15 protein-coding genes are annotated in these 14,306 nt (G+C 73.2%); 10 read left to right on the top strand and 5 right to left on the bottom strand.

All coding sequences use genetic code 11. The features are described 5' to 3' along the window. Positions 1–4 precede the first annotated feature (4 nt). Positions 5–1,219 carry a Dyp-type peroxidase gene (locus tag ABTZ03_RS40480; protein WP_350518241.1) on the top strand — a complete coding sequence of 405 codons (1,215 nt, stop codon included), beginning with the start codon at positions 5–7 and terminating at the stop codon, positions 1,217–1,219. A 263-nt stretch (positions 1,220–1,482) separates the two neighbouring features. Here ABTZ03_RS40480 and ABTZ03_RS40475 read toward each other — a convergent pair whose 3' ends face one another. Beyond that, positions 1,483–2,100: a TetR/AcrR family transcriptional regulator gene (locus ABTZ03_RS40475; RefSeq protein WP_350518240.1), complete on the bottom strand. Its 618-nt coding sequence runs from the start codon at positions 2,098–2,100 to the stop codon at positions 1,483–1,485. Between the two features lie 124 nt (positions 2,101–2,224). Between ABTZ03_RS40475 and ABTZ03_RS40470 the strand changes: the two genes are divergently transcribed. Further along, a complete protein-coding gene (locus tag ABTZ03_RS40470) occupies positions 2,225–2,689 on the top strand; it encodes a DUF4345 domain-containing protein (RefSeq protein ID WP_350518239.1) in 465 nt (154 codons plus the stop codon). A 76-nt stretch (positions 2,690–2,765) separates the two neighbouring features. Here ABTZ03_RS40470 and ABTZ03_RS40465 read toward each other — a convergent pair whose 3' ends face one another. Then, positions 2,766–4,334 carry an FAD-dependent monooxygenase gene (locus ABTZ03_RS40465; RefSeq protein ID WP_350518238.1) on the bottom strand — a complete coding sequence of 523 codons (1,569 nt, stop codon included), beginning with the start codon at positions 4,332–4,334 and terminating at the stop codon, positions 2,766–2,768. Positions 4,335–4,449: 115 nt separating this feature from the next. Between ABTZ03_RS40465 and ABTZ03_RS40460 the strand changes: the two genes are divergently transcribed. Both ABTZ03_RS40460 and ABTZ03_RS40455 read left to right on the top strand, forming a co-directional pair. Continuing rightward, positions 4,450–5,052 (top strand): TetR/AcrR family transcriptional regulator, encoded by a 603-nt coding sequence (locus ABTZ03_RS40460; RefSeq protein WP_350518237.1) that lies wholly within the window; start codon positions 4,450–4,452, stop codon positions 5,050–5,052. 76 nt (positions 5,053–5,128) lie between these two features. Next, positions 5,129–5,671 carry an MOSC domain-containing protein gene (locus ABTZ03_RS40455; RefSeq protein ID WP_350518236.1) on the top strand — a complete coding sequence of 181 codons (543 nt, stop codon included), beginning with the start codon at positions 5,129–5,131 and terminating at the stop codon, positions 5,669–5,671. Between the two features lie 55 nt (positions 5,672–5,726). On the opposite strand, the gene ABTZ03_RS40450 is transcribed toward ABTZ03_RS40455, so the two are convergent. Then, on the bottom strand, positions 5,727–6,047 hold the full coding sequence (locus tag ABTZ03_RS40450; protein WP_350518235.1) for a metal-sensitive transcriptional regulator: 321 nt from the start codon (positions 6,045–6,047) through the stop codon (positions 5,727–5,729). 85 nt (positions 6,048–6,132) lie between these two features. Beyond that, positions 6,133–6,465, bottom strand: a complete 333-nt coding sequence (locus ABTZ03_RS40445; RefSeq protein ID WP_350518234.1) for a heavy-metal-associated domain-containing protein — start codon at positions 6,463–6,465, stop codon at positions 6,133–6,135. A gap of 223 nt (positions 6,466–6,688) precedes the next feature. Here ABTZ03_RS40445 and metF point away from each other — a divergent pair, with 223 nt between their 5' ends. The 4 genes from metF to ABTZ03_RS40425 all read left to right on the top strand — a co-directional run bounded on the left by metF (position 6,689) and on the right by ABTZ03_RS40425 (position 11,126). Then, positions 6,689–7,621 (top strand): methylenetetrahydrofolate reductase [NAD(P)H], encoded by a 933-nt coding sequence (metF, locus tag ABTZ03_RS40440; RefSeq protein WP_350518233.1) that lies wholly within the window; start codon positions 6,689–6,691, stop codon positions 7,619–7,621. 114 nt (positions 7,622–7,735) lie between these two features. After that, a complete protein-coding gene (locus ABTZ03_RS40435; protein ID WP_350518232.1) occupies positions 7,736–8,614 on the top strand; it encodes a hypothetical protein in 879 nt (292 codons plus the stop codon). A gap of 145 nt (positions 8,615–8,759) precedes the next feature. Then, complete coding sequence (locus ABTZ03_RS40430) at positions 8,760–9,932, top strand: permease (RefSeq protein ID WP_350518231.1); 1,173 nt, start codon at positions 8,760–8,762, stop codon at positions 9,930–9,932. Between the two features lie 243 nt (positions 9,933–10,175). Beyond that, positions 10,176–11,126: a hypothetical protein gene (locus ABTZ03_RS40425; protein WP_350518230.1), complete on the top strand. Its 951-nt coding sequence runs from the start codon at positions 10,176–10,178 to the stop codon at positions 11,124–11,126. A 123-nt stretch (positions 11,127–11,249) separates the two neighbouring features. Here ABTZ03_RS40425 and ABTZ03_RS40420 read toward each other — a convergent pair whose 3' ends face one another. Next, positions 11,250–11,621 (bottom strand): winged helix-turn-helix transcriptional regulator, encoded by a 372-nt coding sequence (locus ABTZ03_RS40420; RefSeq protein ID WP_350518229.1) that lies wholly within the window; start codon positions 11,619–11,621, stop codon positions 11,250–11,252. Positions 11,622–11,716: 95 nt separating this feature from the next. Here ABTZ03_RS40420 and ABTZ03_RS40415 point away from each other — a divergent pair, with 95 nt between their 5' ends. Together ABTZ03_RS40415 and ABTZ03_RS40410 are read left to right on the top strand one after the other, a co-directional pair. Then, positions 11,717–12,556, top strand: coding sequence for an SDR family oxidoreductase (locus ABTZ03_RS40415; protein WP_350518228.1), 840 nt, complete (start codon positions 11,717–11,719; stop codon positions 12,554–12,556). 446 nt (positions 12,557–13,002) lie between these two features. Beyond that, the coding region (locus tag ABTZ03_RS40410; protein ID WP_350518227.1) for a heavy metal translocating P-type ATPase at positions 13,003–14,306 on the top strand (1,304 nt) is incomplete at its 3' end.

The raw sequence follows: 14,306 nt of genomic DNA, 5'->3' as shown, positions 1-14,306 counted from the left end.
GGTCATGCATGCCGAAAGCGGAAAGGCGCAGGAACAGCCCGGAGCCGTCAGGAAGGGCGTGGACCGGCGGGCGTTGATCGCGGGCGGCGGCGCGGTGCTGGCCGCCGGCGTCGGCGTCGGGGTCGGTGCGGGGGTGGTGGCGCTGGGGCGCGGGCGGTCCACGGCCCCGCCGCAGCCGTCCGCCGCTGCGGCCGCGCCGCCGTTCCACGGGGAGCGGCAGGCCGGGGTGACCGCCCCGCAGCAGCCGGCCACCCTGCTGCTCGCCCTCGACCTGGCGCCCGCCGCGGTCTCCGACGGCCGGGGCGTACTGCGGTCGCTGCTGGGGGAGTTGACCCGGGTGCTGGCCGAGGCGGCGGGCGGGACCGCCACCGATCCGCGGCTGCGCGGCGGGGAGCCGGCGCAGCTCAGCGGCCTGGTCGGGGTCGGCCCCGGGCTGGCCGCCCGGCTCGGGCTGAACGTGCCGCCCGCGCTGGCGGAGCTGCCGGCCTTCCCCGGTGACAAGCTCGAACCGGCCCGCGGCGGTGGGGACTTGGTGGTGCAGCTGTGCGCCGCCGACCGCTGGCCGCTCACCGTGGTCGCCGAACTCCTGGCCGCCGCCGCGCGATCGGCGGGCGCGACGGTCCGGTGGACCCAGCCCGGCTTCCTGCCGCGCACGCCGCCGGGCACCACCCCGCGCAACCTCTTCGGCTACAAGGACGGCACCGCCAACCCGGACGAGGCGGCGGCGCAGCAGTGGGTCTGGGGCCCGCCGGGCCCGTACCGGCACGGCACCGTGCTGGTCTACCGCCGGATCCGGATGGACACCGCCGGCTTCGCCGCGCTGCCCGAGGACCGCCGCGACCTGGCCATGGGCCGCCGGCTGGTCGACGGCACCCCGCTCACCGGCACGGCCGAGCACGACGACCCCGACATCTACACCAAGAACCCGGACGGCTCGTACGTCATCCCCAACTCCGCCCATGTGCGCCTCACCAGCCCCCGGCTCGACTCCGGCGCCCGGATGCTTCGGCGCGGCTACAGCTACGACGACGCCCCCGACGACCGGGGTCTGCTGTTCTGCGCCTTCGTGCGGGACCCGGAGCAGTTCATCCGGGTGCAGAACCGGCTGGCGGCCAAGGACGCGCTCAACCCCTTCCTGGTGCACACCGCTTCGGCGGTGGCGTACGTGCTGCCGGGGGTGCCGGAGGGCGGTGTGCTGGGCGAGGGGCTGTGGGCCTGACCCGCGAGGGGCTGTGGGCCCGACCCGCGCGGTGCCGTGGGCGGGCCGCTCCGGGTGCGGCGGGGGACGTCGGGGGCCGGGCGGGCGTCGGGGCAGTGGGTGGCGGACCAGCCGGAGGTGGTGCCGTCCGGGAGGGTGGCCGGGGGCGGCGGCGGTGCGGGGCACGGGCGTCCAACTGTCATATTTTCTGAGGGAATTGGAACCATCGGGCGGTTTTCCCGTTATCGCCCGATGGTACGCCCCCGAACCCTCCGTCCCGGCCTTCAACGCCCCCAGGTGGGCGCCGGGTCGACCGGCAGCAGCGGCCGCAGCGCGCCCAGCACGGCGCCGATGCAGGCGTCCCGCAGCTCGGTCCGGGTGCAGCTCGGCTCGGTCAGCCAGTCGACGACCAGCACCCGGACGAACACCAGCCAGCTGCGCAGGACTTGGGAGACGGCCGGCCGGGCGCCCTCGTCGCTGAGCGGCAGCACCGTGAGCAGTCGCCCGCGCAGGGCGTCCAGTTCCTCGGTGATGATGGTCTGGATCACCGGGTCCCCGGCGAGCACGCGGTTGGCGGCCAGCACCGCGTGCCGGTTGGCGACGAAATGGTCGAGGTGGGCGTCCATGCCCTCGATCAGCTGCTCGACCAGGGTGTCCGCCGGGTCGAACCGGGTGCGGGCCAGCAGGTCGTCCGAGGCCTTCCGGTGGACCGCCGCGAACAGCTCGTGCTTGCTGCCGAAGTGCCGGTAGAGCAGGGCGCGGGAGACCCCGGCCTGCTCGGCGACCTCCTCCATCAGCACCTCCTCGTACGGCCGGGCGGCGAAGGCCAGGGCGCCGACGGCGAGCAGCTGGGCGCGGCGCTCGTCGGGGGAGAGGCGTCGGCGGCGTTCGTGGACTGGCATGCCGGACAGGCTACTTGACACGTGTCTACCAGTGGGCGCTAGCGTGGTGACAGCGTTGGTAGACGCGTGTCTACTAGCACCTGGCGATCGACGGGGTGGTCGGCTCATGGTGAGGACAGGGCCCATGGTGAGGACAGGGAAGACGGCGCGGGCGAAGGCCCTGCGGGCGCTCGCGTGGACGATGGGGGTCGCCTGCGTGGCGATCGGCTTCGAACACCTGCTGGCCGGGGCGCTCGCCCTGCCCGGGATCGCGGACCCCGGCCCGACGGTGGACAGCTTCGGCCGCTTCATGGGGGCGGTCTTCGCCGGCTACGGCGCGGCCTGGATCTGGGCCGTCCGGCAGACGCCGGTGCCCGGGTGGGCGGTGCGCGGGCTGGCCGGGGTGATGCTGCTGGGCGGCCTCGGCCGGGTGCTGGGCCTCGCGGTGGACGGGCGGCCGCACTGGTTCCAGCTGGTGCTGATGGGGATCGAACTCGGGCTCCCGCCGGTGTACTTCTGGCTCGCCGATGCCGATGCCGATGCCGATGCCGAAGTCGGCATCGGTGTCGCCGGTGCCGCCGGTGCCGCCGGGCGGGCGGCCCGGGGCTGATCGCCCGGGCCGCCCGGTTCGGTCGGTTCGGTCGGTTCGGTCGGTTCGGTCGGTTCCCGTCAGGGCGTCGGCGCCGTCAGAGGGCGAAGCCCCGCAGGTGCTCGGCGAGCGTGGCGCGGTCGACGGTGGCCCCGGTGAGCGAGACGTAGCCGTCCGGGCGGACCAGCACCACGGCGTCGCCGCGCAGCCCGTAGGCGCGGGTGGCGTGGCCGTCGGGGTCGTGGACGGCGGCCACCCGAACCCCCGGGAGGTCGGTGAGCCCGTCCGGGACGGTGCCGAAGGCCAGCAGGGTGAAGTGCGGCCCGCGGAACAGGTCGAACAGCCGGGTGGGCGTGCCGTCCGCGGTGGTGCAGGGCGCGTCCGGGGCCCGGTCGCCGGCCCGGACGCCGGTCGCGGCGTCCAGGTTGCGGCCGAGCGGCCCGCCGCGGTGATCGAGGGCGAGCCCGGTGAGGTCGAGGCCCTGGACCTCCATGGTGCGGAACTGGGCGGTCAGCACGCCGGCGCCGTCCGCGCTGCCGCCGAAGGCCGCCTTGTGGTGGACGGCGGTCGCGGCGAGGCTCGCCCGGGCGACCGGCAGCCGCTCCTCCTGGTAGCTGTCGAGCAGGCCCTCGGGGGCGCCGCGCAGCACGGCGGCCAGCTTCCAGGCGAGGTTGTGGGCGTCCTGGATGCCGGTGTTCATGCCCTGGCCGCCCGCCGCGGACTGGCAGTGGGCGGCGTCCCCGGCGAGCAGCACCCGGCCGTCGCGGTAGCGCTCGACCTGACGGACGGTGGGGCGCCAGACGGTGGACCAGATCGGTTCGTGCATCCGGACCCCGGGCAGTCCGGCCCGTTCGGCGAAGAGCCGGCGGAAGGTGTCCAGGGTGGGCGCGGGCAGGTCGCCGTGCTCGTCCGGTTCGACGGCGGCGTGCACGGCCCACTTGTCGTCCTGGCGCATCGGGACGAGCGTCATGGCGCCGGCGCCGAACGTGGGGTGGTTCCAGATGTGCAGGTGCTCGGTGTCGAGGCCGTCCAGGTCCATCGAGGCCATGATGAAACGTTCCTCCTCCCAGGTCTCGCCGAGGAAGGGGATGCCGGCCAGCTTGCGGACGGTGCTGCGGCCGCCGTCGCAGCCGATCAGGTAGCGGGCGCGCAGCGTCGTCGTCCGGCCGTCCTGCCGGAGGACGGCCAGCACGCCGTCGGCGTCCTCGGCGTAGTCGACCAGTTCGGTGCCGGTCTCCACCTTGAGGCCGTGGTCGGCGAGCCGGTCGCGCAGCACGGCCTCGGTCTGGTGCTGGGCGATCAGCAGCATCCCGGCGTACGGGCGGTCCGGGGTCGGCCGGTTGATCGCCGCGGGCTCGACCTGCTCGACCGGCCGGGTGCCCTGGTAGGTGCGGATCCCGAGGAACGCCCCGCGGGCGAGGACCGGCTCGACCACGCCGAGGTCGTCGAACACCTCCAGGGTGCGCGGGTTGACGCCCTTGCCGCGGACGCCGGCGGTGCGGAACTCCCCGTCCCGCTCGATGATCCGGCAGTCGACCCCGGCCCGGGCCAGCCCGATGGCGAGCACCAGGCCCACCGGGCCGGCGCCGACCACCAGGACGTCCGTGGCGGGTGTGGTGGGTGTGGCGGGCGTGCTGGTGAAGTCGTCGCTGAGTGCGGCGCGCATGGCGGACCTCCCCTGTCCGTACGGCCGTAAGATACGGCGCGTTTCCTGTCTCCGACTGTAGACTGGCCTCCGTAAGAAACGCAACGTATCTACGAAGGTCGGGGTGCCGGAGCCGGTGACGAGCGGAAGAACGGGCGCCCCGCGGCGGCGCGGGGACGAACTGGAGCAGGCGATCCTCGACGCCGTCTGGGCCGAACTGACCGAACACGGCTACGCCCGGCTCACCATGGACGCCGTCGCCACCCGTGCCCGCACCAGCAAGCCGGTGCTCTACCGCCGTTGGCCGAACCGGGTCGAACTGGTGATGGCCGCCCTCGGCCGCAACGCCCCCGACTACCGCGAGCCGCCGGACACCGGCGACCTGCGCACCGACCTGTCGCAGTTCCTCGGCCGCCTGCTGCACCGCTTCGACGACCTGCCGGTCGAGGGCGTCCACGGCTTCCTGCTCGACCTGATGCGCGACCCCGAACTGCGCTGCGTGTTCCGCGCCGGGCTCACCCACGAGGGGCCGGTGGAGACCCTGGACCGGATCCTGCGCCGGGCCGCCGAGCGCGGCGAGATCGACCCGGCCCGGATCACCCCGCGGGTGGTGACGCTGCCGCTGGACCTGCTGCGCGACGCCTTCATGATCGACGGAGAGGTGCCCTCGGACCGGGTGGTCGGTGAGGTGCTGGACGAGATCGTCCTGCCGCTGCTCCGGGTTCCGGTGGCGGGATAGGGTCGACAGCGGTCGAACGCGGGATCGAGGGAAGTCCGGGGAAGTCCAGGGAAGTCCGGGGAAGGGGTCGTCGCGGATGAACGGCACCGTGGTGGCGGTCAGCAGCAACGCCGAGTACTCGTTCAGCAAGCCGAACCGGACGGGCATCACGCTGCTCGCCGGGCTCGGGGTGGAGGGCGACGTGCACGCCGGGGTGACGGTCCGGCACCGCTCGCGGGTCGCGAAGGACCCGACCGTGCCCAACCTGCGCCAGGTCCACCTGATCCACCGCGAACTGCTCACCGAGCTCGACGGATTGGGCTTCGACGTGGCGCCGGGCGCGCTCGGCGAGAACATCACCACCGAGGGCGTCGACCTGCTCGGGCTGCCGGTCGGCGCGGTGCTGCGGATCGGGCCGGAGGCCGAGGTGGAGGTCACCGGCCTGCGCAACCCCTGCCTGCAGATCGACGACTACCGGCCGGGGCTGCTGAAGCAGGTCGTCCACCGGGCGGCGGACGGCACCGTCGTGCGGCGCGCCGGGATCATGGGCGTGGTCCGGACGGGCGGGCCGGTGCGGCCCGGCGACCCGATCACCGTGGAACTGCCGGCCGGGCCGCACCGACCGCTCGACCGGGTCTGAGCGGCCTGGCGGATACCCCTACCCCGTAAACGCACGGGACCTCCGAGGCCGGCCTTCAGGAGCGGACCAGGCGGGCGATGGCCTGATTGGCCTCGCGGACCCTGGCATTGGACTCCTGGCCGCCCTCGGTGATGGCGTCGCGGACGCAGCATTCGATGTGCTCGTCCAGGAGTTGCAGGGCGAAGGACTGGAGCGCGCGGCTGACGGCGGAGACCTGGGTGAGGACGTCTATGCAGTAGGTGTCGTGCTCGACCATGCGCTGCAGGCCGCGGATCTGGCCCTCGATGCGGCGCAGCCGCTTGAGGAAGTCGTCCTTGTGGGCGCTGTAGCTGGCCATGGCCGTCTCCGGTTCCTGTGCGGTGAGGAGCTTCCTCACTCTACCGGGGCACGGTGGGGCGGGAGTCGGCCCGGACGGCAGGGCGGCGAGGGGCAGGGGGGCGGGCGTCCGGGCCGACGGGGGCTCAGCCGGCCAGGCGGCCGACCAGGTCGTATCCGGCCTCGTCGATCGCGGCGGCGACGTCGGCGTCGGCCAGCGGGGCGGTGCTGTCCACGGTGACCCGACCGGTGGCGAGGTCGACCGCGACCTCGGTGACGCCGGCGACCTTCCGCAGCTCGGCGGTCACCGAGCCGACGCAGTGGCCGCAGGTCATGCCCTTCACCTGGAAGACCGCGCGCTCGGCGGCGGTGGTGGCGGGGGCCTGGGCGGCGCCGGTGCTGCACGAGCCGCAGCAGGAGCCGCCGTCGGCCTCGGCCTCGGCGGCGGACGACTCGACGGTGACGGTGGTCTCGCTCATGGTGTGCTCCTGTCGTCAGGGCGTACGGCGCCTTCCGGAGTCTGCCCCGGGCGGCTGCTTTCCTATGAACATACCATACCCCCCTAGGGTACCTGGAAGGACTGGGGTGGCGCCCTTCCGAGCCTTGAGTCCCTTTGCTGGCAGTCCTGTTGCGCTCCACGAGCAGGATGGGCCGATCGGCCCGGTCGGCGGCCGGCGTACCCCACCACACGAGGTGACACCCATGGACCACACCCTCCGGCGCGGCCCCCGCGGGCTGCGCGAGATCCTCGCCGCGGGCGAGCGGACGTACTCCTTCGAGTTCTTCCCGGCCAAGGACGAGGCCGGCGAACGCGCCCTGTGGGCGGCGATCCGGCGGGTGGAGGCGGTCGCGCCGACCTTCGTCTCGGTCACCTACGGCGCCGGCGGCTCCTCGCGCGACCGCACCATCGGGACCACCGAACGGATCGCCGCACAGACCACCCTGCGCCCGGTCGCCCACCTGACCGCCGTCGGCCACTCCACCGCCGAACTCCAGGCCGTGCTGCGGCGCTACGCGGACGTCGGGATCCGCGACGTGCTCGCACTGCGCGGCGACCCGCCCGGCAACCCCAACGGCGACTGGCGGCCGCACCCCCGAGGACTCAGCCACGCCGCCGAGTTGGTGCGGATGGTCAAGGAGTGCGGGGCCTTCACCGTCGGCGTGGCCGCCTTCCCCGAACGCCACCCGCGCTCGACGGACTGGGAGGACGACATCCGGCACTTCACCGCCAAGTGCCGGGCGGGCGCCGACTACGCCCTCACCCAGATGTTCTTCCAGGTCGAGCACTACCTGCGGCTGCGCGACCGACTCGCCGCGGCGGGCTGCGACACCCCGGTCATCCCGGAGATCATGCCCGCCACCGACATGCGCCAGATCGCCCGCTTCGCCGAACTCAGCGGCGCCTCCTTCCCGGCCGACCTGGCCCGTCGGCTGGAGGCCGCCCGCGACGACCGCGCGGCCGCGCACCGGATCGGCGTCGAGCACGCGACCCGGATGGCCGAACACCTGCTCCGCGAGGGGGCGCCCGGCCTGCACTTCATCACCCTGAACCGCTCCACCGCCGCCCTGGAGATCCACCGCAACCTCGGGCTGGACCGCACCCCGGCCCGACCGCTCGTCGGCAGCCGCCGCTGACCGGGGAGCGCACGACGGCCGCCCCCCGCGACCCGGCCCGCCCGGACCCTGTCCAACTCCCGGCTTACAGTGGCCGGTAGGGGAGTACCGGAATCGCACGGGGGGACGGCCGGCATGTCATGGTTCTTCGGTGGTGAGCGGCCCGAACGGCGCGCTCCGGGCGCGATCGACCTCGACGGGGTCAAGCCCTGGCTGCGGACGGCCGGTTCGGTGTCCGGCTGGGACGGTGACGGCGACGACGACCGCGCGGCCGCCAAGGGCCGGTCGTGGGTGGAGAAGTGCCTCCGCTGGTGCGCGGCCGAGTTCGGTGAGCAGGCCGTCCGGCGCGATTTCGCCGTGCCGACCGCCGACTTTCTGCCGAGCGACCTCACCACCCTCACCGGGCGCTACCAGCGGGCCCGCATCCTGGAGTTGGTCGACCGGGTCGGCGCCGTGATGGGTGCCGACACCAGGAACGTCGACCTCCGGGTGTTCGCCCCCGGCGGCCTGGACCCGGGCCGCGACGGCAGGAGCCGGACGGTCGGGCGCTACTACCGGTCCGACGGGCGGGACGTCATCGAAATCGACCTGGAGTACGTCGAACGCCCCGCCGATCTCGCCGGGATCATCGCCCACGAACTCGGCCACCTACGGTTGACCGGCGAAGGACGCCTGCGCGCCCCGTGGAGCCGCTCCGACAAGGAGAAGCTGACCGACCTGGTCACCGTCTACCTCGGTATGGGCGTCCTCACCGCCAACGCCGCCCACAGCTACGCCACCGCCGGTCGCGGCTACTCCGTCCTGCCGATGGGCGACCTGACCAGCCGGATGCTCAACGGCGCGTCCCGCGCCGACACCGTCCACCGCCTCGGCTACCTCACCCCCGAGCAGTTCGCCCACGCCCTCGCCTGCTGTGCCCGCCGGCGCGACGAGCAGGACCCGCCTTGGGCGCGCCACCTGGAGCCGGGCATCCGGGCCGCCGTCCACCGCACCCTGGCCGGGCCCGGGAGCTGAGGACGGTCACCGCTGCGGAGCGGCGGCGCGCCGTGCTTCCTGAATACCCTGGATGGGTATATGGTCGCGCGGAACCGGGGACCGAGGGGACTGCGGGACTTCGGGGACTTCGGGGACTGCGGGGACCGAGGAGGGCCGACCGCTCATGCACGCGATCCTGCACGCGCTGTCCATCGCCGGATCGATGACCTGGGAGATCACCTGGGCGCTGATCCTCGGCTTCCTGCTCTCGGCCGTCGTCCAAGCGGTGGTCCACAAGTCGACGGTGGCGCGGCTGCTCGGCGACGACCGGCCGCGGACGCTGGCCGTCGCGGCGGCGCTGGGAGCCGCGTCCAGCTCCTGCTCCTACGCGGCGGTCGCCCTGGCGCGGTCGCTGTTCCGCAAGGGAGCGGACTTCACGGCGGCGATGGCCTTCGAGATCGCCTCCACCAACCTGGTGGTCGAACTCGGCGTGATCCTGGCCCTGTTGCTGGGCTGGCAGTTCACGGCGGCGGAGTTCGTCGGCGGGCCGGTGATGATCCTGCTGCTCGCGGTGCTGTTCCGGCTGTTCCTGCGCGACCGGCTGCTCGCCGAAGCCCGCGCACAGGCGTCGTACGGACGGGCGGGCTCGATGGAGGGGCACGCGGCGATGGACATGTCCGTGACCGGCCCCGGATCCTTCCTCCGCCGGCTGCTCTCGCCGCGCGGCCTCACCTCCGTCTCGCACGTCTTCGTGATGGAGTGGGCGGCGATCCTCAAGGACCTGGTGATCGGCCTGCTGATCGCGGGCGCGATCGCCGCCTGGGTCCCGGACTCCTTCTGGCAGGCCTTCTTCTTCGCCGACCACCCGCTGGCCGGGAAGCTCTGGGGCCCGCTGATCGGGCCGCTGGTGGCCATCGCCTCGTTCGTCTGCTCGATCGGCAACGTGCCGCTGGCGGTGGTGCTGTGGAAGGGCGGGATCAGCTTCGGCGGTGTGGTCGCGTTCATCTTCGCCGACCTGCTGATCCTCCCGATCCTCACCATCTACCGGAAGTACTACGGCGGGAGGATGGCCCTGTTCCTGCTCGGGACGTTCTACGCGGCGATGGTCGTCGCCGGCTACGTCGTCGAGTTCCTGTTCGGCGGCCTCGGCCTGGTCCCGAACCAGCGCGCCGCCGAGATCCCGATGGCGGGCATCACGTGGAACTACACCACCTGGCTCAACCTCGCCTTCCTGCTGCTGGCCCTGGGCCTGGTCATCCGCTTCCTCCGCACCGGCGGCCCGGCGATGCTCCGGATGATGGGCGGCCCCCCGCCAGCAGAGGACCACCCGGACCACGACCACCACGGCCACCACTGAGCGCACCCGCGCGAGAAGTCGGCCCGGCCGACTTCTCGCGCAAGGGCTCTCAGGTGGTGGGGAGTTCGCCGCTTTTGAGGGCGGTGATGAGGGCCGTCCATGCATCGCGCGGGGAGAGTGGGTGTGGGGCCGCTGGGGTCCTCTGCCGGGTGGCTCCGTTGCGGACCGCCCGACATCTTCCTCGGTGCCCTCATCGGCGGGCATGATATGACGTGCCGTCAAACTCTCGGGGGAGATGACGAGATGGCGCTGATCGAATCTCCGCGGCTCGGGTGGCTGCTCCGTCGGTTCGGCATGCTCGGCTCGTTCGCCCAACTCGGCTTTCTGGCGCTGCTGCTGTACGGCCGGTTCCGCGGGTCCACGCCCGACTGGCTCGGGATCGCGCTGGGTGCCGGCGTGCTGGTGTGGTGGTTCGCCCCCGTGCCGATGCGGCGCCCTCCCGGGCGTGGTGGGGTGCAGCTGGTGGCGGCCAACTACCTGCGAGGGTTGCTGATCGCGGGCGCGGCCGGGTGGCTGGGCAGTGTCCGGCCCGACGTGGTTCGGCCGGATCCGGTGCTGGCGGTGTTCGGCGTCTTCCTGGTGGCGACCTTCGCGCTCTCGCGCTACGGCCGTTTCCTGGCGGGTGAGTTGCCCCGTTGGTCGGCGCCTCCCGGCTGGGCCGGGTACGTCGTCCTGGCCTTCCTGGCGCGGCCGCTCACGCGGGTCGCGGCGGTCATCGTGTTCTGGGTGCCGGTGCACGGGTTCCGGCTGGTGCGGGGCTGGGGCGCCCCCTTCTGGCTGGCGGTCGTCGCGCTGGTCTGCGTCGGTCTGGTCTGGACCGTGGTGCTGAGCGTCGCCTCGGGCGTCTACCAGGTGCACGCGGTCGCGATCCGGCGGGACACCACGGCCCACAGCACCACCTACGGTGACGGTTCCTCCTGGCACACCGAGACCACCGAGCAGTACACCGACACCGACCTGACGGTCCGCCCGCCCGCCACCGGGCTCCAACCCCTCGTCTGGCTCCGGTGGGCCGGGGTCCTCCACGAGTCGACGGACAGCTGGGGCAGCGGCTCGGGCGCCTGGGGCACCTCGCATTCCGTCACCTACGCCCACCAGCGGGTCCAGCTGTGGCAGCTCCCGCCCGCCCATCTCCCGCTCTGGTGGCCCCTCGTGGCGCAGGGCATCGGACGGCTCCGGGGGGACCGGGGCTGACGGTCACGGTGGTGCGGGTGCGCCGGGGGTCGGTACGCGGAAGGGCTGTGCGGCGCTCTGTCGCGCCGATTCATCGCCCCAGAGGCAGCGGGCGAGGTCGGTGAGGGTGCCGTGCAACGGTGGTCAGCCCGTGGCGGGCAGGGAGAGCCGCTGGGTGATGCGGTCGAAGAGCTCGGTCAGGGATTCGCCGATCTCGTGGCCGAACTCGGTGAGTCCGTAGCTGACCTGGGGCGGCATGGTGGGTTCGACGTGCCGTCGGACCAGGCCGTCGTCGACCAGGGTGCGCAGGGTCTGGGCGAGCATCTTCTCGCTGACGCCCTGGATGCTCTCGCGCAGTTCGTAGTAGCGCAGGTCGTTGCCGCGCAGGGAGATCAGCACCCAGATGCCCCACCTGCTGGTCACGTGGTCGACCATGTCGCGCGCGGGGCAGTCGGTGTGAAGCACGTCATACCGGCTCCCGGTCGCGACCCGGATGCGCTGCGAACCTTCCGTCATGTCATGAGCTTACCTGTAGGTACGTCCTTACCAAGGATGGGCTTCCGCTCCTAACGTGACGGCCACGCAAGGGAGATCGAGGCGAGGAGCTGATCATGATCGTGGTGACCGGGGCGACCGGGAACATCGGCCGGCCGTTGACGCGGGCGCTGGCCGAGGCGGGGGAGCAGGTGACGGCGGTGTCGCGGCACTCGGCGGAGGTGCCGGAGGGCGTCCGTCACGTGGTGGCCGACCTCGCCGCGCCGGGCGGGCTCGGGCCCGTCCTGGAGGGGGCGAAGGCGCTGTTCCTGCTGCTGTCCGGTGACCTCCACGCCCCCGGGAGCGGTCCGGAGGCGCTGATCCGCGAGGCGGCGGCGGCCGGGGTCCGCCGGGTCGTGCTGCTCTCCACCCAGGGGGTGGTGACCCGGCCGTACGGTCCGACGCGGGTCGCGATGCGGGCGCTGGAGGACGCGCTGCAGGAGTCCGTCCCGGAGTGGGCCGTGCTGCGGCCGGGGGGTTTCGCCTCCAACGCCCTGTGGTGGGCTGAGTCCGTGCGGACCGATCGGGTCGTCGCCGCCCCCTTCGGCGACGTCGGGGTGCCGATCGTCGACCCGGCGGACATCGCCGAGGTCGCGGCGGCCTGCCTGCTGGAGGACCGGCACGTCGGCGGGGTGTACGAGCTGACCGGTCCGGAGGTGATCACCCCGCGCGGGCAGACGGCCGCCCTCGCCGCCGCGCTCGGTACCCCGGTGGGGTTCCACGAGCTCACCCGGGAGGAGGCCCGGGCGGCGATGGCCCGGACCCTGCCGGTGGAGCTGGCCGACGACACCCTGGACATCCTCGGCTCCCCGAGCCCGGCCGAACTGCGCGTCAGCCCGGACGTCGAGCGGGTCCTCGGCCGCGCCCCGCGCCCCTTCGCGGACTGGGTCGCCCGCAACGTCGCCGCGTTCCGCTGAGCGGGGCGTAGGAGGGGAGAGTACGAGTGGTGCCGGGCGGTCCCTCACGGGGGACCGCCCGGCACCGCCCGTTTCGGGCCGCTGCTCAGTGCTGCTGCTCAGTGCCAGTGCTCGGCGGCGGTGAAGGCGGTGAGGCGCAGGGCGGTGTTCACGGCGGGTTCTCCTCGATCAGCGGTGGGTGGGTTCGGGCCCGCATGAGCCGGGCGGTGGCCTGGAGTGGACGCCCCGGGCGAATACCCCATGGGGGTACTGAGTCAAGCGGATCGCCACCCGGAAAAATACCGACCTGGGGTATCCGGAAGCCCTTGCGTTCGATACCCCCCATGGGTATAAATGAACTCGGCACCGCCGATACCCCTCCTAGGTATGACGGCCCGGCCGCACGAGCACCCCGCAGGAGTACTCCGCACCTACCTCGCACGTACCGACTGTCACGAGGAGCAACGATGACCACCCAGGCGCCCGCCTCCACGGAGGTGGAACTCTCGATCGGCGGAATGACCTGCGCCTCGTGCGCGGCCCGCATCGAGAAGAAGCTCAACCGGATGGACGGCGTCTCGGCCACCGTCAACTACGCCACCGAGAAGGCGAAGGTCAGCTTCGACGGCGAGGTGGAGGTCGCCGACCTGATCGCCACCGTCGAGGCCACCGGCTACACCGCCGCGCTGCCCGAGCCCCCGGTGACCGAGGCCGGTGCCGAGCCCGCCGAGCCCGCCGACGAACTGGCGCCGCTGCGCCAACGGCTGTTCACCGCCGTCGCGTTGGCCGTACCGGTGATCGCGATGGCGATGGTGCCCGCCCTGCAGTTCGACAACTGGCAGTGGCTCTCGCTGACCCTCGCCGCCCCGGTCGTCACGTACGCCGCCTGGCCGTTCCACAAGGCCGCGTTCACCAACGCCCGGCACGGCGCCGCGACGATGGACACCCTGGTCTCGCTCGGGACGGGCGCCGCGTTCCTCTGGTCACTGTGGGCACTGTTCTTCGGCGACGCCGGGATGCCGGGGATGCGGCACGGCTTCGAGCTCACCATCGCCCGCAGCGACGGCGCGTCCAACATCTACCTGGAGGCGGCGGCCGGCGTCACCGCCTTCATCCTGGCCGGGCGCTACTTCGAGGCCCGCTCCAAGCGCACCGCCGGCGCCGCCCTCAAGGCGCTGCTGGAACTGGGCGCCAAGGACGTGACGGTGCTGCGCAACGAGGGGGGCGGGCGCGAAGCGTCCTCGGACCAGGGCGGTGGTGGGCGACGGGCGGGAACCGAGGTGCGGATCCCGATTGCCGAACTGGCCGTGGGCGACCGCTTCGTGGTCCGTCCCGGCGAGAAGGTCGCCACCGACGGCGTCGTGGTCGAGGGCGCCTCCGCGGTGGACGCCTCGATGCTCACCGGCGAGTCCGTGCCGGTCGAGGTCGGGGTCGGCGACGCGGTCACCGGGGCGACCGTCAACGCGGGCGGCCGGCTGGTGGTCGAGGCGACCCGGGTCGGCGCGGACACCCAGCTGTCCCGGATGGCCCGGCTGGTCGAGGACGCCCAGAACGGCAAGGCCGCCGCCCAGCGGCTGGCCGACCGGATCTCCGCGGTCTTCGTGCCGACCGTGATCACCCTCGCGGTGGCCACCCTCGGCTACTGGCTGGGCACCGGCGAGGGCTGGACGGCCGCCTTCACCGCCGCCGTGGCCGTGCTGATCATCGCCTGCCCGTGCGCCCTCGGCCTGGCCACCCCGACCGCACTGCTGGTCGGCACCGGCCGCGGCGC

The sequence above is a fragment of the Kitasatospora sp. NPDC096077 genome (assembly GCF_040303245.1).
Taxonomy (GTDB): domain Bacteria; phylum Actinomycetota; class Actinomycetes; order Streptomycetales; family Streptomycetaceae; genus Kitasatospora.
Note: the sequence above shows the minus strand (reverse complement) of the source record. Positions and strands in the feature narration are given on the sequence as shown.